The 25010-nt window shown below is 38.0% G+C and carries 22 protein-coding genes and 1 tRNA gene; 20 read left to right on the forward strand and 3 right to left on the reverse strand.

Annotated elements, in window-relative coordinates:
- Window positions 1-20: 20 nt before the first annotated feature.
- The 16 genes from DQL14_RS06825 (at window position 21) to DQL14_RS06905 (ending at window position 19405) form a co-directional block, all read left to right on the forward strand.
- On the forward strand, window positions 21-2300 hold the full coding sequence (locus DQL14_RS06825) for a DEAD/DEAH box helicase family protein (RefSeq protein ID WP_231952825.1): 2280 nt from the start codon (window positions 21-23) through the stop codon (window positions 2298-2300).
- A complete protein-coding gene (locus DQL14_RS06830) occupies window positions 2293-3924 on the forward strand; it encodes an N-6 DNA methylase (RefSeq protein ID WP_108169190.1) in 1632 nt (543 codons plus the stop codon). The genes DQL14_RS06825 and DQL14_RS06830 overlap by 8 nt, the downstream gene beginning before the upstream one ends.
- Entirely contained in the window at window positions 3917-5059 is a 1143-nt protein-coding gene (locus DQL14_RS06835) for a restriction endonuclease subunit S (protein WP_108169191.1), read from the forward strand. Before DQL14_RS06830 ends, DQL14_RS06835 begins: the two co-directional genes overlap by 8 nt.
- Before the next feature lie 485 nt (window positions 5060-5544).
- Window positions 5545-5622 (forward strand) — tRNA-Pro (locus tag DQL14_RS06840).
- Between the two features lie 94 nt (window positions 5623-5716).
- A complete protein-coding gene (locus tag DQL14_RS06845; protein ID WP_108169192.1) occupies window positions 5717-7744 on the forward strand; it encodes an RNA degradosome polyphosphate kinase in 2028 nt (675 codons plus the stop codon).
- Between the two features lie 36 nt (window positions 7745-7780).
- Window positions 7781-8836 carry a quinone-dependent dihydroorotate dehydrogenase gene (locus tag DQL14_RS06850; RefSeq protein WP_108169193.1) on the forward strand — a complete coding sequence of 352 codons (1056 nt, stop codon included), beginning with the start codon at window positions 7781-7783 and terminating at the stop codon, window positions 8834-8836.
- Complete coding sequence (gene pqqE, locus DQL14_RS06855; RefSeq protein WP_108169194.1) at window positions 8833-10167, forward strand: zinc protease PqqE; 1335 nt, start codon at window positions 8833-8835, stop codon at window positions 10165-10167. Before DQL14_RS06850 ends, pqqE begins: the two co-directional genes overlap by 4 nt.
- 14 nt (window positions 10168-10181) lie before the next feature.
- Window positions 10182-11084, forward strand: coding sequence for a 4-hydroxy-tetrahydrodipicolinate synthase (gene dapA, locus DQL14_RS06860; protein WP_108169195.1), 903 nt, complete (start codon window positions 10182-10184; stop codon window positions 11082-11084).
- Window positions 11081-11869: an enoyl-ACP reductase gene (locus DQL14_RS06865; protein ID WP_001014507.1), complete on the forward strand. Its 789-nt coding sequence runs from the start codon at window positions 11081-11083 to the stop codon at window positions 11867-11869. The genes dapA and DQL14_RS06865 overlap by 4 nt, the downstream gene beginning before the upstream one ends.
- Window positions 11870-11878: 9 nt before the next feature.
- Window positions 11879-12487, forward strand: coding sequence for a hypothetical protein (locus DQL14_RS06870; protein ID WP_108169196.1), 609 nt, complete (start codon window positions 11879-11881; stop codon window positions 12485-12487).
- Window positions 12484-13023 carry a CDP-diacylglycerol--glycerol-3-phosphate 3-phosphatidyltransferase gene (pgsA, locus tag DQL14_RS06875; protein ID WP_033764380.1) on the forward strand — a complete coding sequence of 180 codons (540 nt, stop codon included), beginning with the start codon at window positions 12484-12486 and terminating at the stop codon, window positions 13021-13023. The genes DQL14_RS06870 and pgsA overlap by 4 nt, the downstream gene beginning before the upstream one ends.
- Before the next feature lie 213 nt (window positions 13024-13236).
- Window positions 13237-14679, forward strand: a complete 1443-nt coding sequence (locus DQL14_RS06880; RefSeq protein WP_108169198.1) for an amino acid permease — start codon at window positions 13237-13239, stop codon at window positions 14677-14679.
- A 43-nt stretch (window positions 14680-14722) separates the two neighbouring features.
- Complete coding sequence (locus DQL14_RS06885) at window positions 14723-16153, forward strand: Do family serine endopeptidase (RefSeq protein WP_000976634.1); 1431 nt, start codon at window positions 14723-14725, stop codon at window positions 16151-16153.
- Window positions 16154-16174: 21 nt separating this feature from the next.
- Window positions 16175-17395 carry a bifunctional 2-C-methyl-D-erythritol 4-phosphate cytidylyltransferase/2-C-methyl-D-erythritol 2,4-cyclodiphosphate synthase gene (locus tag DQL14_RS06890; protein ID WP_108169199.1) on the forward strand — a complete coding sequence of 407 codons (1221 nt, stop codon included), beginning with the start codon at window positions 16175-16177 and terminating at the stop codon, window positions 17393-17395.
- A 21-nt stretch (window positions 17396-17416) separates the two neighbouring features.
- Window positions 17417-18313: an OriC activity response regulator gene (locus tag DQL14_RS06895; RefSeq protein WP_000697532.1), complete on the forward strand. Its 897-nt coding sequence runs from the start codon at window positions 17417-17419 to the stop codon at window positions 18311-18313.
- A gap of 255 nt (window positions 18314-18568) precedes the next feature.
- Window positions 18569-19405, forward strand: coding sequence for a 5'-3' exonuclease (locus DQL14_RS06905; RefSeq protein WP_108169200.1), 837 nt, complete (start codon window positions 18569-18571; stop codon window positions 19403-19405).
- Between the two features lie 93 nt (window positions 19406-19498).
- On the opposite strand, the gene DQL14_RS06910 is transcribed toward DQL14_RS06905, so the two are convergent.
- Entirely contained in the window at window positions 19499-20749 is a 1251-nt protein-coding gene (locus DQL14_RS06910) for a hypothetical protein (RefSeq protein ID WP_108169201.1), read from the reverse strand.
- A gap of 167 nt (window positions 20750-20916) precedes the next feature.
- Between DQL14_RS06910 and DQL14_RS06915 the strand changes: the two genes are divergently transcribed.
- The 4 genes from DQL14_RS06915 to fur all read left to right on the forward strand — a co-directional run bounded on the left by DQL14_RS06915 (window position 20917) and on the right by fur (window position 23948).
- Window positions 20917-21783, forward strand: a complete 867-nt coding sequence (locus tag DQL14_RS06915; RefSeq protein WP_108169202.1) for a DnaJ C-terminal domain-containing protein — start codon at window positions 20917-20919, stop codon at window positions 21781-21783.
- Between the two features lie 9 nt (window positions 21784-21792).
- The gene (locus DQL14_RS06920) at window positions 21793-22164 is read left to right on the forward strand and encodes a heat shock protein transcriptional repressor HspR (protein ID WP_000332994.1); all 372 of its coding nucleotides are present in this window, start codon (window positions 21793-21795) and stop codon (window positions 22162-22164) included.
- Complete coding sequence (locus DQL14_RS06925; protein ID WP_108169203.1) at window positions 22161-23336, forward strand: replication-associated recombination protein A; 1176 nt, start codon at window positions 22161-22163, stop codon at window positions 23334-23336. Before DQL14_RS06920 ends, DQL14_RS06925 begins: the two co-directional genes overlap by 4 nt.
- 159 nt (window positions 23337-23495) lie before the next feature.
- Window positions 23496-23948, forward strand: a complete 453-nt coding sequence (fur, locus tag DQL14_RS06930; protein ID WP_079341223.1) for a ferric iron uptake transcriptional regulator — start codon at window positions 23496-23498, stop codon at window positions 23946-23948.
- Window positions 23949-23968: 20 nt separating this feature from the next.
- Here fur and DQL14_RS06935 read toward each other — a convergent pair whose 3' ends face one another.
- Together DQL14_RS06935 and DQL14_RS06940 are read right to left on the reverse strand one after the other, a co-directional pair.
- Window positions 23969-24466 (reverse strand): DUF2147 domain-containing protein, encoded by a 498-nt coding sequence (locus tag DQL14_RS06935; RefSeq protein WP_108169204.1) that lies wholly within the window; start codon window positions 24464-24466, stop codon window positions 23969-23971.
- Window positions 24463-24999: a NanQ anomerase/TabA/YiaL family protein gene (locus DQL14_RS06940; protein ID WP_108169205.1), complete on the reverse strand. Its 537-nt coding sequence runs from the start codon at window positions 24997-24999 to the stop codon at window positions 24463-24465. Before DQL14_RS06940 ends, DQL14_RS06935 begins: the two co-directional genes overlap by 4 nt.
- Window positions 25000-25010 lie beyond the last annotated feature (11 nt).

The following is a 25010-nucleotide window of genomic DNA, read 5'->3' on the forward strand; positions in this document are numbered from 1 at the left end:
ACATTTGGCGTTATGCACAGATGTTTGCGAGCTTGAATGTTTTAAAAGAATTGCAAAAGCATTATGAAACGAACCTAAAAGATCCCCTAAAAGGCATCATCTGGCACACGCAAGGCAGCGGTAAAACCGCCTTAACCTACCATTTAACCAAACTCATAAAAGACTTTTTTAGCCCGCTAAACAAAAAGACTAAATTTTATTTTATTGTGGACAGGTTGGATTTATTGGAGCAAGCCAAAAACGAGTTTTTAAAAAGAGGCCTTTGTGTGCATGAGGCAGAAAATAAAGAGGATTTGAGCCAAAAATTAAAAAACTCTAGCGTTTTTGAAGGCCCTCAAGGGAATGATGAAATCATCGTTGTGAATATCCAAAAATTCAAAGCCCCCAATGAAGAAAAAGCCCCTAATGAAGACCTCTCTAGCGCTCCTAAAGAAATTATTTCTAAAACAGAATTACAAGAAGCGACAAAAGATAGCCACGATTTACAAAGGGTGTTTATCATAGATGAAGCCCACAGGAGCTATGACCCTAAAGGTTGCTTTTACGCTAATTTGATAGAATGCGACAAGACAGCCATCAAAATCGCCCTCACAGGCACGCCCCTATTAGAAGACAACGCGCAAGATAAAGCCACTAAAAACACTTTTGGCAACTACTTGCACACCTATTCTTATACAGAATCCATTAAAGACAAACACACCCTAAAACTCCAATTAGAAATCATTGAAAAGAGTTATAAAGAAAAACTACAAGCAATCTATCGACTTTTACAAGAAAGCATCACTATTGAAGACATAGAAGTTAAAAAAGAAACGATTTTTAATCATGAAAGATACATTAAAGAAATGCTCTCTTATATCATTAGAGATTTATTGGATTTTAGGCGTTTGAATGATGATGAACGCTTAAAGGCTATGGTGGTTTGTTTTTCAAGCAAGCAAGCCAGATTGGCTAATTGGCTTTTTAATGAAGTCCAAGAAAAAGTCTTACAAGAAAACCCTAACTTAAGGATTTTAAACAAACTCCAATTCAGTCTCATTTTGCATGACGAACAAGAAGTCAAAGAAAAGATTCATTCTTTTAAACATGAAGATACGGATATAGTCTTTGTGTTTAACATGCTTTTAACCGGCTTTGATTTACCCAGTCTCAAACGCCTTTATATCCACAGAGAATTAAAAGATCACAATTTGCTCCAAGCCCTAGCCAGAGTGAATCGCTCCTATAACAACATGTCTTTTGGCTATCTTATAGATTTTGTAGGGATTCAAGAGAATTTTGACAAAACGACTGATGATTACTTGAAAGAATTAAACCGATTCAATCAAAGCGGTGCCAATAGCGATTCTAACATCAAAGACATCTTTGCAGATTGTAAAACTTTAGAAGAAGACATTAAAAACGCCTATGATGATCTTTTTAATTACCCCATTGACGATATAGAGGGCATGACTAGCGCCATTGTTGGTATGAGCGCAATGAACGAGCTTGTAAAAGTTTCACGCGCCATTAACACGCTCAAAGAGCGCTACAATTTAATCCGCACTTCTAATGATGAAAAAATCCTTTCATTAAAAGAAAAAATTGATATTGAAAAGATCAATAAAATCTCTTCAATGCTTCATCAAAAAGCCAAACACCTCCATGCGTTAAAAAATATCAATGAGCCTAAAAACCCAAACGATTTAATTGTTTTAGAAGATCTCATCGCTCTTTTAGACTTTAAAATAGAGTTTAAAGAACGCAAAGAATTACGCTTTAAAGAACAAGAAGAAATTAGTGCCAAACAAAAGCAAGCTAAAGAGATTTTAGAAAAAATCCCGGATCAACAAGATAAAGAAATCCAAAAGTTTTACAAAGACTTTTCAAACCTGCTCCAAACGACCGCAACAAGCCAGAATTTTGAGGAAATTTCTCATTCCTATGATGCGATCATTTCACAACTCAAACAACACAAAGAACAAACCACCCACTTATTAAACAAATACGATAATGATTTATCGTATGCGATCACGCATAAACGCCTTCATAAGCGCCTTATGGAACAAAACATTTATAACCCAACGGGAATTTTCACGCTTTTAAGCACTCTAAAAAGCGCTATTGATGCGCGTATTTTTAAGCGTCAAGAAATCTTAAACGAAGAATATTACCTAAAAAATGCCATAAAAGCAGAATTAAATGACGCTTTCAAAAAAAACCCCTCCTTAAAAGATTTGGAAAAAGAAAAAGAACTTATCATTCAAACCCTTTTTAACGAACTCACACAAAACCACCATCAAGGAAATCCGCATGCCTAATAACGCTTTATTGCAAATCAAACAAAACACCCTAAGCCTCATTGATGATTTAAAAGTTACTTGCGCGAGTCTTGGTTTAGGGAACGACGGCAACGAATACAAGATCATCACGCAATGCTTTTTGTATAAATTCTTATGCGATAAGTTTGAATTCCTTTTTGAACAAGAATTCCCCAACCAAACGATACAAGATTACAAAGACTTTAACAAGGAAGAAAAAGAAGATTTCTTTATTACCTTAACCGATAAAAGACTCCCCAAACTCGCCTATGATGAGCTTTTAAGCTATCTTTTTGAAAAACATTTTAACGATAACGATTTACACCTAAAGCTAGACGCTATTTTTAATCGTATTTCTAGCAATAATGCCGAGCTTTTCAACACCACAAGCACGGACAAAACCACTATCGCCTTATTTGAAAGCATCTCACAATACATTAATGAAGAGTCTAAAAGGGCTAATTTTACAAGAGTTTTATTAGACAAACTCAAAAAATTTAATTTCAAACAAGCTTTTTTAAACTTACAAAACCAACAAGGCTATGATTTCTTCGCCCCCATTTTTGAATACTTACTCAAAGATTACAATAACGCCGGCGGAGGGAAATACGCCGAATACTACACCCCTTTAAGCATCGCTAGCATCATCGCTAAACTTTTAGTGAGCGAACCCACTCAAAGCGTCAAAATCTATGACCCAAGCGCTGGCACAGGAACGCTTTTAATGGCATTAGCCCACCAAATAGGCACGGATTCTTGCACCCTTTATGCCCAAGACATTTCGCAAAAATCCTTAAGAATGCTCAAACTCAACCTCATTTTAAACGACTTGACCCACTCTTTAAAAAACGCCATTGAGGGAAACACCTTGACCAACCCCTACCATTCTAAAGAATATAAGGGGAAAATGGATTACATCGTGAGTAACCCCCCTTTCAAGCTGGATTTTTCCAACGAGCATGCCGAGATTTCGCAAAACAAAAACGATTTTTTCTTAGGCGTGCCTAATATCCCTAAAAACGATAAAAGCAAAATGCCCATTTACACGCTCTTTTTCCAGCATTGCTTGAACATGCTTAGTAATAAGGGTAAGGGGGCTATTATCGTGCCAACCGGATTCATTAGCGCTAAAAGCGGGGTAGAAAATAAGATTGTCAGGCATTTAGTGGATGAAAGGCTCGTTTATGGGGTGGTTTGCATGCCCAGTCAAGTTTTTGCCAACACCGGCACTAACGTGAGCATCATCTTTTTTCAAAAAACGCCAAGCACCAATGAAGTGGTTTTGATTGACGCTTCCAAACTCGGCGAAGAATACACCGAAAACAAAAACAAAAAAACGCGCTTAAGAACAAGCGATATTGGTTTGATTTTAGAAACTTTTCAAAATAAAACCCCAAAAGCGGATTTTTGCGCCCTAGTTTCTTTTGATGAAATTACAGAAAAAAATTATTCTCTAAACCCCGGGCAGTATTTCATCATAGAAGACACGAGCGAGAAAATCAGCCAAGCGGAGTTTGAAAACTTGATGCAACAATATTCAAGCGAACTGACAAGCCTTTTTGATGAAAGCCAGAGCTTGCAACAAGAAATTTTAGAAACTTTAAAAGGGGTTAGGTTTGAGTGATAATAAAACATGTAATACTAAAAAAAATCAAATTGTAAAACTTGGCGATATATTAGAAGTTTTAACAGATTACCATTCAAATGGTTCTTACAAAACATTAAAAGAAAATGTTACATTACTAGAACAGCCAAATTTTGCTATTATGATAAGGACTACAAATTTTGAAAAAAATGATTTTAGAAAAAATCTAATTTACATAAACCAACAAGCCTATAATTTTTTATCAAAATCAAAAGTATTACATCAAGATATTTTAATCAATAAAATTGCTAATGCTGGAGCGGTATATTTTATGCCAAGATTAGACAAACCTGTTTCTCTAGGCATGAACTTATTTTTATTGAGAATTAAAAAAAACTATAATAAGTATTTTATTTTTTACATATTAAAATACAATGAAAAAAGATTAAGATTAATGGCAAAAGGGACAACTACAAAAACTATTACTAAAGATAATATTAAAATGTTTCAAATTTTATTACCACCACTAGAAACACAACAAAAAATCGCCCGCACGCTTTCTGTTTTAGATCAAAAAATAGAGAACAACCATAAAATCAATGAGCTTTTACACACGCTCGCTTATAAAATCTATGAATATTATTTCAAATACAAACCTAAAAATGCAAAGCTAGAACAAATTATTATTGAAAATCCTAAATCTAGTATTATGGTTAAAAACGCTCAAAAAACCCAAGATAAATACCCCTTTTTTACAAGCGGAGATAATATCCTATCTTATCCTAAAGCGATCATTGATGGCAGAAATTGCTTTTTAAACACTGGGGGTAATGCTGGTATTAAATTTTATGTAGGCAAAGCTTCTTATTCAACGGATACTTGGTGTATTTGCGCTAACGAATTTAGCGACTATTTATATTTACTGCTCTCAAGTATAAAAAACCATATCAATCAAAGCTTTTTTCAAGGAACTAGCCTTAAACACTTACAAAAAAATTTGCTTAAAAAATATCCCATTTACATGCCGTCCGCGCATGAAATTAAAAAATTTAATCAAATTATGATGCCACTACTCACGCTTATATCCATTAACACTAGAACTTCTAAAAAATTAGAACAAATCAGAGATTTTCTACTCCCCCTACTCCTAAAACAACAAGTCAAACCTAAATGAAAAATTTTAGAACAAAACTTTTTTAAGGGGTAAAAACCCTTTAGTTACAAGAAAGAGAAGTTTTGTCATTAAAAGAAATTTTTTAAAGAAAAAGAAGTTTCAAAAATTAAAAGTTTGAGTCAAATCCGCTAGTAAAATTTGACCCCAGCGCTCTTGCGCCAGAGCCAAAATTTTAGTATAATGGCATTGCGGTTACCATTAAAACTATGATTACTAGTCTCATGTTAGGTTATCTCCTTTCTGAGGTAACCACCCACTGTTACCCCCAACCCTAACACACTCCAAATACCGCAACCAAAGAGAAAACCAAAAGATTACTACTTGCGTCCGTTTATTATAGAAACAATCAACCCAAAAAACGCTAAAAAAATTTTAAGCGATCTTTTAGGGTTAAATGAAGTTTTATTCAAAAAATGAAGTTTTACAAAAAAGAGTTTTTAAACAACAACTAAGCAAACTCGCGCTACAATCTCCCTTTTTGATTGCGGAGTATGGCGCAGCCTGATTAGCGCGCACCCTTGGGGTGGGTGAGGTCGTGGGTTTGAATCCCGCTACTCCGACCATGACTTTTTAAAAAAGCTTCAATCATTATCATTTCATTATATAATCACACTAAACAAAATCAATTTTTAAACATGATGATTGAAAGGATTTTTATTGAATCGTTTCTTTAACCGAGAGCTTTCATGGTTAGCTTTTAACACAAGGGTTTTGAACGAAGCCAAAGATGAGAGCTTGCCTTTATTAGAGCGCTTGAAATTTTTAGCCATTTATGACACGAATTTAGACGAATTTTACATGATAAGAGTGGCAGGGCTTAAACAACTCTATGAGCATAAAATCGCCTCTAAAGGCATTGATGGCGCAAGCCCTGAAGAACAATTAGAAAAAATCAAGCATTATTTAGCGCATGAAATTGAAGAAAGGGAATTAGAATTTCAAAAAATCCAAGCCCTACTCTTTAAAAAAGGGCTTTGCATCACCCCCTATAATGAATTGAATTTAGAGCAAAAAGCTAAGGCTAAAACCTATTTTAAAGAACAACTTTATGCGTTAGTTTTGCCTTTTAAGTTGGATTCTTCGCACACTTTCCCGCCTTTAGCGAATCTGACTTTCGCGCTTTTTGCCCGCATTAAAGACAAAGAAACTCAAATTACCTCCTATGCACTCATCAAACTCCCCTCTTTTATCTTCCGTTTTGTGGAGCTAGAAAAGGGCTTGTTTGCGCTGGCTGAAGAAATCGTAGAAGCGCATTTAGAAGAATTGTTTTTAGAGCATGAGATTTTAGATTGCATGGCGTTTAGGGTAACTTGCGATGCGGATATTGCCATCACTGAAGATGAAGCGCATGATTATGCGGATTTGATGAGTAAGAGTTTGAGGAAAAGAAATCAAGGCGAAATCGTGCGCTTGCAAACCCAAAAAGGGAGTCAAGAGCTTTTAAAAACCCTTTTAGCGTCTTTAAGGAGTTTTCAAACCCACTCTTACAAAAAGCACAAACTCACCGGCATGCATGCCTATAAGAGTGCGATCATGCTCAATTTAGGGGATTTGTGGGAATTAGTCAATCATAGCGATTTTAAAGCGCTTAAATCGCCCAATTTCACGCCCAAAATCCACCCTCATTTCAATGAAAACGATCTCTTTAAATCCATAGAAAAACAAGATCTGTTGCTGTTTCATCCTTATGAAAGTTTTGAGCCTGTGATTGATCTCATAGAGCAAGCCGCTAGCGATCCGAGCACCCTTTCTATCAAAATGACGCTTTATCGTGTGGGCAAGCATTCCCCCATTGTCAAAGCCTTAATTGAAGCGGCGAGCAAGATTCAAGTGAGCGTTTTAGTGGAATTAAAAGCGCGCTTTGATGAAGAAAGTAATCTGCACTGGGCAAAAGCTTTAGAAAGGGCGGGCGCGTTAGTCGTTTATGGCGTTTTCAAACTCAAAGTGCATGCCAAAATGCTCGTAATCACTAAAAAAACAGACAACCAATTACGCCATTTCACCCATTTAAGCACGGGCAATTACAACCCTTTGAGCGCTAAAATCTATACCGATGTGAGTTTTTTTAGCGCTAAAAATGAAATCGCTAACGACATTATCAAGCTTTTTCATTCCTTGCTTACGAGCAGCGCGACTAATAGCGCCCTAGAAACGCTTTTTATGGCGCCCAAACAGATCAAGCCTAAAATCATTGAACTCATTCAAAATGAAATGAATCACAAACAAGAAGGCTATATCATTTTAAAAGCCAACGCTCTAGTGGATAGCGAAATCATTGAATGGCTCTATCAAGCCTCCCAAAAAGGGGTTAAAATCGATCTCATTATTAGAGGGATTTGCTGTTTAAAGCCCCAAGTCAAGGGATTGAGTGAAAATATCAGGGTGTATTCCATTGTGGGGAAATATTTAGAACATGCACGCATTTATTATTTTAAACATGAAAATATCTATTTTTCTAGCGCGGATTTAATGCCCAGGAATTTAGAAAGGCGCGTGGAATTGCTCATTCCCGCCACAAACCCAAAGATCGCTAATAAATTATTGCATATTTTAGAAGTCCAATTAAAAGACACCTTGAAACGCTACGAGTTAAATTCTAAAGGTTGTTATAGTAAAGTTTCAAACCCTAACGATCCTTTAAATTCGCAGGATTATTTTGAAAAACAAGCCCTTAAAACCTTTTAAGGGTTATCGTTCAAATCATAAAAGATAAGGATTTAAATGCTTTATTCATTGTTAAAAAAATATCTTTTTAGCCTGGACGCTGAAGACGCGCATGAAAAAGTTTGCAAGATTTTAAGAACGCTTTCTTCATCGCCTTTTTTGTGTGGTTTGATTGATTCTCAATGGGGTTATAAAAACCCAAAGCTTGAAAATGAAATTTTAGGCTTGCATTTCCCTAACCCCTTAGGTTTAGCTGCCGGTTTTGATAAAAACGCTTCCATGCTCAGGGCGTTAATTGCTTTTGGGTTTGGCTATTTAGAAGCAGGCACTCTCACCAATAAAGCGCAAATGGGGAATGAAAGACCAAGGCTTTTTAGGCACATTGAAGAAGAGTCCTTACAAAATGCGATGGGGTTCAATAATTATGGGGCGGTTTTAGGAGTAAGATCGTTTAAGCGCTTCGCCCCCTATAAAACCCCTATTGGCATCAATTTAGGCAAAAACAAACACATAGAGCAAGCGCATGCCCTAGAAGATTACAAGGCAGTTTTAAATAAATGTTTAAACATTGGCGATTATTACACTTTCAACCTTTCTTCGCCCAACACCCCTAATTTAAGGGATTTACAAAATAAAGCGTTTGTGAATGAGCTTTTTTGCATGGCTAAAGAAATGACCCATAAACCTTTATTTTTAAAAATCGCCCCGGATTTAGAAACAGATGACATGTTAGAAATTGTCAATAGCGCTATTGAATCAGGAGCGCATGGGATTATTGCGACTAACACCACGATTGATAAAAGCCTGGTGTTCGCTCCTAAAGAAATGGGGGGCTTGAGCGGGAAATGCTTGACTAAAAAAAGCCGTGAAATTTTTAAAGAATTGGCTAAAGCCTTTTTTAATAAAAGCATTCTTGTTTCTGTGGGGGGGATTAGCGATGCCAAAGAAGCTTATGAAAGGATTAAAATGGGAGCGAGTCTGTTACAAATTTATAGCGCTTTTATTTACAAAGGGCCAAATTTATGCCAAAATATTCTTAAAGATTTGGTAAAATTACTCCAAAAAGATGGATTTTTGAGCGTCAAAGAGGCTATAGGAGCGGATTTAAGATGAAATATTTTTCTGTTAAAAGACTTTTGAGGCGTTGTTCTGTCTTATCAGTAACCTTAGGAGTGAGCATGCACGCACAATCTTACTTACCCAAACATGAGAGCGTTACCTTAAAAAACGGGTTGCAAGTCGTGAGCGTCCCCTTAGAAAATAAAACCGGGGTTATAGAAGTGGATGTGCTTTATAAAGTCGGCTCTAGAAACGAAGTCATGGGCAAGAGCGGGATTGCTCACATGTTGGAGCATTTGAATTTTAAAAGCACCAAAAACCTTAAAGCCGGCGAATTTGATAAGATCGTTAAGCGTTTTGGGGGCGTGAGTAACGCTTCTACAAGTTTTGATATTACACGCTATTTCATTAAAACCAGTCAAGCTAACTTGGATAAGTCTTTAGAATTGTTCGCTGAAACCATGGGTTCTTTGAATTTAAAAGAAGATGAGTTTTTGCCTGAGCGTCAAGTAGTCACTGAAGAAAGGCGATGGCGCACCGATAATTCCCCTATCGGCATGCTTTATTTCCGCTTTTTTAACACCGCTTATGTCTATCACCCCTACCATTGGACGCCCATCGGTTTTATGGACGATATTCAAAACTGGACTTTAAAAGACATTAAAAAATTCCATTCGCTCTATTATCAGCCTAAAAACGCTATCGTTTTGGTGGTAGGTGATGTCAATTCCCAAAAGGTTTTTGAATTGAGTAAAAAGCATTTTGAATCCTTAAAAAACCTTGATGAAAAAGCTATCCCCACCCCTTATATGAAAGAGCCTAAGCAAGATGGAGCCAGAACGGCAGTCGTGCATAAAGATGGGGTCCATTTAGAATGGGTGGCCCTTGGATATAAAGTGCCTGCTTTCAAGCATAAAGATCAAGTCGCCTTAGACGCGTTAAGCAAGCTTTTAGGCGAAGGCAAAAGCTCGTGGTTGCAAAGCGAATTAGTGGATAAAAAACGCTTGGCTTCTCAAGCTTTCTCACACAACATGCAATTACAAGATGAAAGCGTGTTTTTATTCATTGCGGGGGGTAATCCTAATATCAAAGCCGAAGATTTACAAAAAGAAATCGTAGTGCTTTTAGAAAAGCTTAAAAAAGGCGAAATCACTCAAGCGGAGTTAGACAAACTCAAAATCAATCAAAAAGCTGACTTTATTTCTAATTTAGAAAGTTCTAGCGATGTTGCGGGGCTTTTTGCGGACTATTTAGTGCAAAACGATATTCAAGGCTTGACGGATTACCAGCGACAATTTTTGGATTTAAAAGTGAGCGATTTGGTGCGTGTGGCCAATGAATATTTTAAAGACACCCAATCAACCACCGTGTTTTTGAAACCTTAAAAGAGCCTTATAACATGCAATTTCATTCATCTAGCGCGTTAATTACGCCTTTTAAAAAAGATTTGAGCGTTGATGAGGCCGCTTATGAAGCCTTGATCAAGCGCCAAATTCTTCAGGGCATGGACGCATGCGTGCCTGTTGGCACAACAGGAGAATCCGCCACGCTCACCCACAAAGAGCATATGCGTTGCATTGAAATCGCCATAGAAACTTGCAAAAACACTAAAACGCTCTCAAATTCGCGCATGAAAGTGTTAGCCGGCGTGGGCAGTAACGCCACGAGCGAGTCCCTTTCTTTAGCAAAGTTCGCTCAAAAAATCGGCGCGGATGCGATTTTATGCGTAAGCCCCTATTATAACCGCCCCACCCAACAAGGCTTGTTTGAACATTATAAAACCATCGCTCAATCAGTGGAAATCCCTGTCATGCTTTATGATGTGCCAAGTAGAACAGGCGTGTCTATTGAAGTCCCAACCGCTCTCAAACTCTTTAGAGAAGTCCCTAACATTAAAGCCATTAAAGAAGCGTCTGGCTCTTTGAAAAGAGTAACAGAATTGCATTATTATGAAAAAGATTTTAAAATTTTTAGTGGGGAAGATTCGCTCAACCACTCCATCATGTTTTCAGGGGGGTGCGGCGTGATTTCAGTGACCGGTAATTTAATGCCTAATCTGATTTCACAAATGGTCAATTGCGCGCTCAAACAAAAATACCAACAAGCCCTAGAAATCCAAAATAAGCTTTTTTGTTTGCACCAAGCCCTTTTTGTAGAAACAAATCCCATCCCTATTAAAATGGCTATGCATTTAGCCGGCTTGATTGAAAACCCAAGTTACAGACTGCCTTTAGTGGCTCCAAGCAAAGAAACGATCAAACTTTTAGAAAAAACTTTACAACAATATGAGGTAATTGCATGAATGGTTCCAATCACATGAAAAATAAAACCCTAGTGATCAGCGGCGCGACTAGAGGGATTGGCAAGGCGATATTGTATCGCTTCGCTCAAAGCGGCGTGAATATCGCTTTCACTTACAATAAAAATGTTGAAGAAGCCAACAAAATCATAGAAGATGTGGAGCAAAAATATTCCATTAAAGCCAAAGCCTACCCTCTTAATGTTTTAGAGCCTGAGCAATACACAGAGCTTTTCAAGCAAATTGACGCTGATTTTGACAGAGTGGATTTTTTTATTTCTAACGCTATTATTTATGGGCGCTCTGTCGTGGGCGGATTTGCGCCGTTTATGCGATTAAAACCTAAGGGGTTAAACAATATTTACACAGCCACCGTGTTAGCGTTTGTGGTAGGGGCTCAAGAAGCGGCAAAACGCATGCAAAAAATAGGCGGCGGAGCGATCGTGAGCTTAAGCTCTACCGGGAATTTGGTCTATATGCCCAATTACGCCGGGCATGGCAATTCTAAAAATGCCGTAGAAACCATGGTCAAATACGCTGCTGTGGATTTAGGCGAATTTAACATTAGAGTGAATGCGGTTAGTGGTGGGCCTATTGATACAGACGCTTTGAAAGCTTTCCCTGATTATGTGGAGATTAAAGAAAAAGTAGAAGAGCAATCGCCCCTAAAACGCATGGGCAATCCTAACGATCTAGCCGGAGCGGCTTATTTTTTATGCGATGAAACCCAAAGCGGTTGGCTTACAGGGCAAACGATCGTTGTAGATGGCGGGACCACTTTTAAATAAAGATATTTCTTGCAAAACATTATCCACATCCACCAAAACAAAGAGTTGCAATCCATTAAAAAATGCTTGTTGGGCTATTTCTTCGCCCCTTTGTGTGGGGCTGTTTTGTTGGTGCTTTTTCTTGTTTCAAGTGGGGCAAAATCGTTTCACATTTCTAATCTCTTCAATAATCAATTGGCTTATATCGTGTTATTGTCTCTTTTTTTGTGTGCGATTGGGTTTATTGCCGGAGCGATTGGTTTTTACAGGCTTTCTAAAATCACACGCCATTTGAGTTTTTTTGAAAATTTCGCTTTCAGTTTTTTAGCGGTGATTTTATGCGCCCTTTTAAGCTATCTTATCCCTAACGCCAGTAACGCTTTTTCGCTAATCGGCAATGGGGTTTCTCTTTTTTATTTGCACAAACTCTATAGAGAATTGAGCCTTTATACGCAAGAAAGGTTTTTTTTAAGCGGGTTTAGGTTGTTGCTTTTTAGTTTCATGTTGGCTCTTTTAGGGATTTTAGTGCAAGCGTTAGTTATCATTTTTTTAACGATCGCTGTGATTTTAATGTGTGTGGCGCTTGGCTTTTTGGCACGCGCGTTTTTGAATTTTTCACAAGTCTTTTTGAAAGCATGAAAGTTTTAAAACTCCTACCCAATTTTTTGACGATTTTACGCATTGTTTTATCCTTATTTTTATTATTTTTATTGTTAAACACGCGCACTTATTTTAGTTTTTTAACCCCCTTTCACATCAACATGATTTCTTCATTGGTTTTTTTGTTTGCCGCGCTCACGGATTTATTGGACGGCTATATCGCTAGAAGCTATAAAGCCAAATCGCGCTTTGGGGAAATCTTTGACCCTCTAGCGGATAAAATCCTTATTTTGAGCGCGTTTTTAGGGTTAGTTTATTTGGATCGTGTGAATGCGTGGATCCCGTTTGTGATTTTAGGGCGTGAATTTTTTATTTCAGGGCTTAGAGTCTTAGCCGCTAATGAAAAAAAGGATATTCCTGTCAATGCGTTAGGCAAGTATAAAACCGTTTCTCAAGTCGTAGCGATTAGCGCTTTATTGGCTGATGTAACTTACTCTTATGTGCTTGTGGCTATAGCGGTTTTTTTAACCCTTTATTCGGGGATAGATTACACGATTAAATATTATAAATCTTAATGTTTTAAAAGGAGTTTTTAGCGTTTTTTAAAAAAACCTTAAAACGCTTAAAAAACTATCGCTTGATCAAGCTCTTTTACTATTTAATCTTTAAAAAATGCTTTTGATCGTTTTTTTTAAATTTTATTTTCAATATTCAATTAAAAAAAATCATTTTATTTTATTTTTGTTATAATTCAAGCTATTTTTATTTTCAATCTAAGGAGGTGTCGCATGGACAATCAAAAGATAACGCATCAAGAAATAACGCAAAAACAAGGCGAGCTTAAAAGAGACATGAAAATGCGCCATCTCTTAATGATTGCATTTGGGGGAGCGATTGGCACAGGGCTTTTTGTAGGCACTGGGGGTAATATTGCGAACGCTGGCCCTTTAGGGACCTTGATCGCTTATTGTTTTGGAGGGCTTGTGGTTTATTGCATCATGCTCTCTTTAGGCGAATTGGCTAGCGTTTATCCCACTACGGGCAGTTTTGGAGATTATGCGGCTAAATTCATAGGCCCTGGCACGGGCTATATGGTTTTTTGGATGTATTGGCTTGGCTGGGTGATCACGGTGGCGTTAGAATACATCGCTATAGGCATGCTCATGCAACGCTGGTTTGTAAATATTCCTATCCATTATTGGGTTATTTTATGCATTGCGTTAGTTTTTTTATTGAACTTTTTTTCGGTTAAAATTTTTGCCGAGGGCGAATTTTTCTTTAGCCTGATTAAAGTTTTAGCGGTGATCGCTTTTATAAGCATTGGCGTAATTGGGATCATTTATCAAATCTATTTGCATGGGTTTAGTTCTATTTTTGATAACTTCCATTTTGGCGATAAAGGGTTTTTCCCTAACGGAAGCGCAGCGGTTTTTAGCGCGATGCTCGCTGTCATTTTTGCTTTCACTGGCACAGAGGTGATTGGGGTGGCTGTGGGAGAGACTAAAAACGCTAGCGAAGTGATGCCCAAAGCGATTAAAGCGACCTTGTGGCGGATTGTCTTTTTCTTTTTAGGCTCTGTGTTTGTCATTTCTGTTTTTTTGCCCATGAACGATTCTTCTATCGCGCAAAGCCCTTTTGTGAGCGTTTTAGAGCGCATCAATTTGCCCTTTATTGGCATGGGTATCCCTTATGTGGCTGATATAATGAACGCTGTTATCATTACGGCGATGTTTTCTACCGCTAATTCAGGGCTTTATGGAGCGAGCCGCATGATTTATGGGCTGTCCAAACAAAAGATGTTTTTTAAGGTTTTTTCCCAACTCAACCGACAAGGCACGCCCACTTATGCGATGTTTTTTTCCCTTTCTTTTTCTCTCATAGGGCTTTTAGTCCAAATTTATGCCAAAGAAAATGTCGTGGAAGCTTTGATTAATGTGATCAGTTTCACGGTGATTATTGTGTGGGTTAGCGTGTCTGTTTCGCAATATTCTTTCCGCAAGCAATACTTAAAAGCCGGGCATTCTTTAGAGGATTTGCCTTATAAAGCCCCTTTCCTGCCCTTTTTGCAACTCATAGGGATCACTGGGTGTGTCATCGGCGTGATTGGTTCAGCTATGGATAAGGATCAACGCATTGGGATGATTTTAACGATTGTTTTTGCTGTTATTTGTTACATTGGATACTATTTTACACAAAAAGCTAATGAAAATAACAAAAAAGATTTGATATAATCTCTTTTTAATTTTGAAATTGACATTAATCAAGGAAGTAACCATGATGAAAAAAACCCTTTTTATCTCTTTGGCTTTAGCGTTAAGCTTGAATGCGGGCAATATCCAAATCCAAAACATGCCCAAAGTTAAAGAGCGAGTGAGTGTCCCCTCTAAAGACGATACGATCTATTCTTACCACGATTCTATTAAGGATTCGATTAAGGCGGTGGTGAATATCTCTACTGAAAAAAAGATTAAAAACAATTTTATAGGTGGCGGTGTGTTTAATGACCCCTTTTTCCAACAATTTTTTGGGGATTTGGGTGGCATGATCCCTAAAGAAAGAATGGAAAGGGCTTTAGGCAGCGGTGTCATCATTTCTAAAGACGGCTATATTGTAACTAATAACCATGTGATTGATGGCGCGGATAAGATTAAAGTGACCATTCCAGGGAGCAATAAAGAATATTCCGCTACTTTAGTAGGCACGGATTCTGAAAGCGATTTAGCCGTGATTCGCATCACTAAAGACAACTTGCCCACGATCAAATTCTCTGATTCTAACGATATTTCAGTGGGCGATTTGGTTTTTGCGATTGGTAACCCTTTTGGCGTGGGTGAAAGCGTTACTCAAGGCATTGTTTCAGCGCTCAATAAAAGCGGGATTGGGATCAACAGCTATGAGAATTTCATTCAAACAGACGCCTCTATTAATCCTGGAAATTCCGGCGGCGCTTTAATTGATAGCCGTGGAGGGTTAGTGGGGATTAATACCGCTATCATCTCTAAAACTGGGGGCAACCACGGCATTGGCTTTGCCATCCCTTCTAACATGGTTAAAGATATTGTAACCCAACTCATCAAAACCGGTAAGATTGAAAGAGGTTACTTGGGCGTGGGCTTGCAAGATTTGAGCGGCGATTTGCAAAATTCTTATGACAATAAAGAAGGGGCGGTAGTCATTAGCGTAGAAAAAGACTCCCCGGCTAAAAAAGCAGGGATTTTGGTGTGGGATTTGATCACCGAAGTCAATGGCAAAAAGGTTAAAAACACGAACGAATTGAGAAATCTAATCGGCTCTATGCTACCCAATCAAAGGGTAACCTTAAAGGTCATTAGAGACAAAAAAGAACGCGCCTTCACCCTCACACTTGCTGAAAGGAAAAACCCTAACAAAAAAGAAACCATTTCTGCTCAAAACGGCGCGCAAGGCCAATTGAACGGGCTTCAAGTAGAAGATTTAACCCAAAAAACCAAAAGGTCTATGCGTTTGAGCGATGATGTTCAAGGGGTTTTAGTCTCTCAAGTGAATGAAAATTCCCCAGCAGAGCAAGCCGGATTTAGGCAAGGTAACATTATCACAAAAATTGAAGAGGTTGAAGTTAAAAGCGTTGCGGATTTTAACCATGCTTTAGAAAAGTATAAAGGCAAACCCAAACGATTCTTAGTTTTAGATTTGAATCAAGGTTATAGGATCATTTTGGTGAAATGATAGAGGTGGGTTGTTAGTCGCATGTCTTTGATTAGAGTGAATGGGGAAGCTTTTAAACTCTCTTTAGAAAGTTTAGAAGAAGACCCTTTTGAAACTAAAGAAACGCTAGAAACGCTTGTTAAACAAACGAGCGTTGTTTTATTAGCCGCTGGGGAATCTAGGCGTTTTTCTCAAACAATCAAAAAACAATGGCTGCGCTCTAATCATACCCCCTTATGGCTCAGCGTTTATGAAAGCTTTAAAAAAGCCCTAGACTTTAAAGAAATCCTTTTAGTCGTAAGCGAATTGGATTATATTTACATCCAACGCCATTATCCTGAAATCAAGCTTGTAAAAGGCGGGGCATCAAGGCAAGAATCCGTGCGTAACGCTTTAAAAATGATTGATAGCGCTTACACGCTCACCAGTGATGCGGCTAGGGGTTTAGCCAATATGGAAGCGCTCAAAAGTTTGTTTTTAACCCTCCAACAAACCAGCCATTATTGCATCGCTCCTTACTTGCCTTGCTATGACACAGCGATCTATTATAACGAAGCTTTAGATAGAGAAGCGATCAAACTCATTCAAACCCCGCAATTAAGCCACACCAAAGCGCTCCAATCAGCCCTAAATCAAGGGGATTTTAAAGATGAAAGCAGCGCGATTTTACAAGCTTTCCCTAATCGTGTGAGCTATATTGAAGGCAGTAAGGATTTGCACAAGCTCACCACGAGCGGCGATTTGAAACATTTCGCGCTCTTTTTCAACCCAGCAAAAGACACTTTTATAGGCATGGGCTTTGATACGCATGCGTTCATTAAAGATAAGCCTATGGTTTTAGGGGGGGTTGTTTTGGATTGCGAGTTTGGGTTAAAGGCTCATAGCGACGGCGATGCTTTGTTGCACGCGGTTATTGATGCGATTTTAGGAGCGATTAAAGGGGGGGATATTGGCGAATGGTTCCCTGATAATGACCCCAAATACAAAAACGCCTCTTCTAAAGAGCTTTTAAAAATCGTGTTGGATTTTTCTCAAAGCATTGGGTTTGAATTGTTTGAAATGGGGGCGACTATTTTTAGCGAGATCCCTAAAATCACCCCTTACAAACCGGCGATTTTAGAGAATTTGAGCCAACTTTTAGGTTTAGAAAAATCTCAAATCAGCTTGAAAGCCACCACAATGGAAAAAATGGGGTTCATTGGCCAACAAGAAGGGCTGTTAGTCCAAGCGCATGTGAGCATGCGTTATAAACAAAAACTTTAAACGCGATAAAAGGAAGAATTGATGAAAATCTTAATCATTGAAGACGATTTAGCGCTAGCCAGGAGTATTTCGCATAATTTGCATGATTTAGGGCATTTTTGCGAGATCATCTCTAGCATTTCAGAAGAAAATAAAGAGCCTTATGATGTGATTTTGGTTTCTTCTAAAGTTTGCACTCAAGGGCGTTGCGAACATTTTGTGCGTTATAATTCCAAGCAAATCATTATCATGATGGCTTCGCATGTCAATGAAGATGGCGTGAATAAACCCATTCAAGCGGGAGCGAGAGATTATATTCTAAAGCCTTTTAAAATGGACGAGTTGTTGCGTAAAATCCAATACCACAAAGCCTACCAAGAAATGACCGCTCGCTTGGGATTTTATGAAAATTACTTAGACTTTATCCATGCGGAATTGCCCTTGCCTAAAGATTTTTCTTATAGGCCGCCTTTCATCATCCACACGCCCTCTCAAGAGCTTGCGAACGCTTATTTATTGCAATACGCTAAAGAAAGGCAAATGGATTTTTCTTTTTTCTCTTTAAAGGATACCACTTGGAAAGATCTATACAAGAATAAAGATAAACTAGAACGCCCTTTTTACATCATGCATTTAGAAGAGCTTAAAAAAGATGAGCAATTGAAATTGTTAGAATTGGCCCGTTCATGCCCTATTGTTTTGTCCTATACCCATAAAGAACCCCTAGAATTTCCTAAAATTGTGAGCATTGAATGCGGCAATAAACCCCTATCTTTGTTTAATAACCACACGACTTTCCTTTCCATTCAAGAATACGAAAAAGAAGCGATCAGGCATTTTTCTTCCACTTGCACCGATACAGAATTGGCCAACAAGCTTGGCATTAGCCGCAAAAGCCTTTGGGAAAAACGCCGGAAGTATAATTTGCCGCGCAAATAAAAGAAAATCCTTAAGCCCTGTTTTCGTTGGGCGTTTGATCATAAAATGCAAGAATGCCAAAAGCGTTTTTACAATCAAAAGAGCTAAAGCAAGCGATAACCTCTCAAAATTTAGCGTATTGAATGAGAATAGAGTTAATTATTATTAAAATAACTTATTATTTGCTATATATTTACTATAATAGTTTAACTTTTAAAAAAGAGAAATTCAACTTAAGGATTAACCATTAGACAAGCGTTTAACAAAACAAGATTCATGCATTCAAGAACTCTTTTACTAGACATTGATTGCGTGATCCCTAATATTGTTAGGCGTTTGCTCTCTAATAAAACGCTCCCTAAAAGATTCGCCGCTTACAGCTTGCAAGAAGTGGGCATAATCTTTCTTACCACTCAAATTTTATCTATCATGCGCAAAACCCGTTGCTCTAAAACGCTTTTTTTTATCACTAGGGGCAAAGAGAGTTTCCGCTACCAGCTGTGCGATCATTACAAACAAAAACGCCACCAATTTGATGAAGATTTTAAAGCCCTTCTAAGAACCCTAAAAATCGCCATCGTAGAAAAATACCCCCTAAAAAAAGGGGCTAAAATCCAGGGCGAACATTGTTTTGAATATGAAGCCGATGATATTATCTCATTTTATAAAAAGAAAGACCCCAACAATTACGTGATAGCCAGCATGGATAAGGATATTTTGTATTCCAATAGAGGCTCTCATTTCAACTTGAAAACCAACGCTTTTTTTAATGTGAGTCAAAAAGAGGCTCATTTTTTTGCTTATTATCAGTGCGTTGTGGGGGATAAGGGGGATAATATTAAAGGGGTTAAAGGGATTGGCGGCTTCAACTATAAAGATTTTTTAAACGAAGACGCTAAAGAGCATGAGCTGTGGGAACAGATCATTCAAGCGTTCAAAATTAAAGAAGATTTGAGCGACAGCGAAGCTAAAGAAAAGGCTCTTTTAAACATGCGTTTAGTCAATATGCACCAGATGACCCGCCATGGCGTGATCAAACTATGGGAACCTGAGTTCAAAAAAACTTTTTTCCCTAAAAAACCCCAAAGACCTGATTTTAAAAGAATTTCTTGAAACAAAAACTTCTTTTAATGTTGATTTTTTAAAAAAGAAATTATCGCTTGCTTTATTGCAAACTCTTCACTATTGATTGTAAAATGGTATTTTTTAAAACAAAAACTTCCCAAAAAAGACAAAAGAACTATTTCCAAGACTTTTTCTCGTGGCTTTAGAATTGTAAGCATACACATACCCCCCACCCATATCAAAAGACAAACTCCTATAAGTCCAAACCCTAAAACTGCTCATTAAAGAATATTCTTGGTAATCCCCAAAAGCCACCATCGCGTCTAAACGCACCCTTTTAGTCTTAAGCCCTAAAAAAACATAGCCTGAAATGCTGGAGTTTGCAAAATAAATCGCTGGCACGCCGGGCGCGTTGATCCCACGGCCATAGAATTTAGTCCTGTCATTAAAAGTCCATAGATAGCCCTTATTGTTTCTTGCCGGAACGATATAAAAACCCGTTCCAAAATTAAAAATTTTGTATTTAAAAGTTTGATCGATCAAAAACAAGCCGGCATTTTTAGCGTTGGTGGCGCTATCAGTGTTGCCGTATTGATACATGCCATGCACTAGAGTGTGCGAAGTGAAACCCTTAGCTAAAGAAGCGTCATACTCCAACTTACCCCCCACTTGCACTAAAACATTTTGAGTGGGCAAAGGCAAGCGGGTGTCCGTTAAAATAAAAGGAACCACTTTAAGATTTTCATGCCTGTATTCTGCGCCTAAAACAAACACTTCCCCCCCCACATACAAGCGTTTAGACACAGGGTCATAAGACGCTAGAGCGTTTAGGGAAGTAGCGATCCGATTCCCTTGCTCTTTGTTGATTTGATGCCCATTATAAAGCATGCTATCCATAAAAATCCCAAAATAACGCATGGAATTTTGCTTAAAAGCTACAGAAATCCCTTGAATATTGCCCCCTATCCAATCAAAATCCACAAAATCGGTATTGAAACGCCCTAAAGCTATTTTAAAACGCTGGTTAGTGTATTGAACATACGCATCAGAAACATTGCCAGCGCTCAAATAAGGTTTAACATTTTTAGAACTACCAAAAAAATTCCCCAGACTGATGTAAAGGTTAGCCAAACGCTGTTTGTTATAAACATTCCAAGCTCCAATCGCTCCAATGCCAAAGGACCATCCGTTGCTATAAGAAAAATCCACCCCAAGGCGCGCTAAAGCCCCCACATAGCTGTGAGGGTTTTTTTGCGCCCCTTGATTATACAATAGCCCCAGATAGCCAAAAGGTTTGACTGCGATTTCTAAAGCTTTCAAAGACAGACCATTTAAAAAAAGGATCCATAACGCTAAATAATAATATCTTTTCTTATTTTTCTTATACTGCATTAAAAACTCATCGTGGATTTAAACTCAATATTTTAGTTAAAATTCCTTTTAATTGCGCTGAAACGGGTTTAAAATCTCCATTACCTAAAAGCATTATCAATAAACTTGATTGACTAACACTAAAGATTTATGATAGTATTCTAATAAAACTATTTTAAAGGTGATTCATGAGCAAGAGTTTATACCAAACTTTAAACGTGAGCGAAAACGCCAGCCAAGATGAAATCAAAAAATCCTACCGCCGTTTAGCCAGACAATACCACCCGGATTTGAATAAAACCAAAGAAGCCGAAGAAAAATTCAAAGAAATCAACGCCGCTTATGAAATTTTGAGCGACGAAGAAAAACGCCGCCAATACGATCAGTTTGGCGATAACATGTTTGGCGGGCAGAATTTCAGCGATTTTGCAAAAAGCCGCAGTGCTAGTGAAGATTTAGACGATATTTTAAGCTCTATTTTTGGGAAAGGAGGCTTTTCGCAAAGATTTTCTCAAAACTCGCAAGGCTTTTCTGGCTTTAATTTTTCCAATTTCGCCCCTGAAAATTTAGACATGACCGCCACTTTAAATGTCTCTGTTTTAGACACCCTTTTAGGCAATAAAAAACAAGTGAGCATCAATAATGAGACTTTTAGCCTTAAAATCCCTATCGGCGTGGAAGAGGGCGAAAAAATCAGGGTTCGCAACAAGGGGAAAATGGGGCGAACGGGTAGGGGCGATTTGCTCTTAGAGATCCATATTGAAGAAGATGAAATTTACAGGCGCGAGAAAGACGATATTACCCAAATCTTTGATTTACCCTTAAAAACGGCTCTTTTTGGAGGGAAAATTGAAATCGCTACTTGGCATAAAACCTTAACCCTAACCATTCCCCCTAACACCAAAGCGATGCAAAAATTCCGCATCAAAGAAAAAGGGATCAAAAACAGAAAAACTTCGCATGTGGGGGATTTGTATTTGCAAGCTCGTTTGATTTTGCCTAAAACTGAAACGCTTTCTAATGAGTTAAAAGCGTTATTAGAAAAAGAATTGTAAGGAGGAATCGTGTGCGATTATGATGAACCGCTTTATTTGATAAGCGTCGTGGCTAAAATCCTAGGCGTGCACCCTCAAACCTTGCGCCAGTATGAAAAAGAGGGTTTGATAGAGCCTAGCAGGACTGATGGGAAAATGCGCTTGTATTCCCAACGAGACATGGACAAAATCAAAACGATTTTACGCCTTACAAGGGATATGGGGGTTAATCTTGCGGGCGTGGATATTATCTTGCGTTTAAAAGAAAAGCTTGATGAATTAGACAATCTCAATAAAGAGTTGCAAGACGCTCTGCACAAACACTCTAAAAACACCAAAACCCCAACGAAAAATTTGAACACCCCTACTAATTTTTATGAATTGATTTTATTTAAAAAATGAGCCTGACTTCGCTTTTAAACCCAAAAAGCCTAGAAGATTTTTTAGGCCAAGAGCATCTAATAGGGAAAGACGCCCCCTTATTTAAAGCCCTACAATCCAAACACTTCCCCCATGCCTTTTTCTATGGCCCTCCTGGCGTGGGTAAAACAAGCCTGGCTCAAATCATCGCCTGCATGCTGGAGCGCCCCATTCTTTTATTCAATGCGACGGATTTTAAACTAGAGGATTTGCGTCTTAAGCTTAAAAATTACCAAAACACCCTTTTAAAACCCGTTGTTTTTATTGATGAAACCCACAGATTGAATAAAACCCAACAAGAATTTTTACTCCCCATTATGGAAAAAGATCACGCTTTAATCTTAGGGGCTAGCACGCAAGATCCTAATTACAGTTTAAGCCATGCGATCCGCTCAAGAAGTTTTATTTTTGAATTAACCCCCCTAAAAAAGAGCGATTTAGACAAGCTTTGCATTAAAGCTTTAACATTGCTCAAAAAACAAATAGAGCCTGACGCTAAAACCTATCTTTTAAACAACAGCGCTGGCGACGCTAGAGCGTTATTAAACCTTTTAGATTTGAGCGCTAAAATAGAAGATCCTATCACTTTAAAAACGCTGCAATCCTTACGGCCTCATAGCCTAAATGACGGATCTTATAGCGATGATACGCATTATAACCTCACTAGCGCGTTAATCAAATCTTTAAGAGGGAGCGATGAAAACGCTTCCATTTATTATCTGGCGCGCTTGATTGCTGGCGGGGAAAACCCGGAATTTATCGCCAGAAGGTTGGTGATTTTTGCGAGCGAAGATATTGGTAACGCTAACCCAAACGCCCTTAATTTAGCCACTTCTTGCTTGTTTTCAGTCAAACAAATCGGCTACCCTGAAGCGCGCATCATTTTAAGCCAGTGCGTGATTTATCTGGCTTGTTCACCCAAGTCTAACACGGCTTATAGAGCGATCAATCAGGCTTTGGATTGCGTTCAAAAGGGCTCACTCTACCCTATTCCTAAACACCTGTTGCCTAACGCTAAAGACTACCTTTACCCGCATGATTATAACGGCTATGTCAAACAAGATTATTTAGAAAAACCCCTAAATCTGGTTTCTTCTCAAGGCATAGGGTTTGAAAAAACCCTTTTAGAATGGCTTGATAAGATAAGAAATTGATCTTATAAGTTACATTAAAATGCGACAATGGTAATAAAAAATCAATATTTTTTGATTAAATTAAAATAATAATGAGTTTTATCTATGTTTCATCGCATTATTATTGTATAATAATATTCTAGTTATAAAAATCATTTTACGGATAAGGGAAATATCAGCATGAAAAGATTAGAAACTTTAGAATCTATTTTAGAGCGCTTGAGGATGTCTATCAAAAAAAACGGACTCAAAAATTCAAAACAAAGAGAAGAAGTGGTGAGCGTTTTGTATCGCAGCGGTACACACCTAAGCCCTGAAGAAATCACGCATTCTATCCGCCAAAAGGACAAAAACACCAGCATTTCTTCAGTCTATCGCATTTTGAATTTCTTAGAAAAAGAAAATTTTATCTGTGTTTTAGAGACTTCAAAAAGCGGCCGGCGCTATGAAATTGCGGCTAAAGAACACCATGATCACATCATTTGTTTGCATTGCGGTAAGATCATTGAATTTGCAGACCCCGAAATTGAACACCGCCAGAACGAAGTCGTTAAAAAATATCAAGCCAAGCTGATCAGCCATGACATGAAAATGTTTGTGTGGTGTAAAGAATGCCAAGAGAGTGAATGTTAAAAGGTTTTAAAAAAGCTAGCTTAGATAGGGTTATCTTTAAGGGTTTTAAGGACTTCATTCAAGTCAAAACGCTTGAGTTTTAGATTTTTGATTTCTTCATCGCTCAAGCGTTTCCAAGTGAAAGTCTTGCCGACATACCCCCATTTATCATAGCTTGAAGTGAATTCTAAATCCCCATTTGAATTTTGAGTGACTCTCACGTAGTAGGTCTTGCCGTCATAAAAATTATACGCTTTACCGCCTTTATAAGATCGTTTTCCAACCTTAATCAAATCGCTTAAAAACACCACGCCTTTATCGCTGCGATTCCTTAGTTTTGGGTTAGGGTTAAGCTTGTCTTTTTTGGCTTTAGAGCCATCCACATCAGAAATACCATAGGCATAGAACTTCCCGTTATGCTCAAAAAACTCCACAAAAGAGCTTTTCATGTATAAAAATTCCTGAGTTTGATAAATTCCAGGCAACTCTACAGCCCCTAAAAAACAACAAAAAACTATAACAAGACTCACCAATTTCATAATTTTAATTTGATCAATCCTTTGGGCGCTTTAACGACCGCTTTAAAAATCGGCTCTTCCCTATATTTTTCAAAAGACTCTCCATAAAACCTCAACGCATGCGCATCGTTTTCAAAAAAAATAGCCAGCATGCCCGCATGCAAACGCAAAAAAGAAGCTTCACCGACCGGCTCATAAACGATCAAATCTCTTTTTTCATCGTAAGGGTTTTTAATGACAGCCTGATTGATGTCCACCGCTTTAGCCCCCTCAACGCCTTTGACAATCAGCTGGAAATCCACATATTTTTTGTGGCTTTCAAAAAAGCCTTTCTCGCCCTCTTTGGCATGCTCTAAACAATAACTCTGCTCTATGCTAAAGATGCCATGCCCTAAAGGCGTTTGAAATTCTGTATTAGGATTGAGGTTTAAAACCCTTTGATTCGCTTTACTACCCTTTTGCATGACCTCTTTTAAATACGCATGCAAAATTTCTAACGCTTGCGTTTTTTTAAACAAATGCCCAAGCGAGCTTAATTCTCCAAAAATAGCCATATCCCTTTCCT

The sequence above is a fragment of the Helicobacter pylori NCTC 11637 = CCUG 17874 = ATCC 43504 = JCM 12093 genome, from assembly GCF_900478295.1.
GTDB lineage: Bacteria > Campylobacterota > Campylobacteria > Campylobacterales > Helicobacteraceae > Helicobacter > Helicobacter pylori.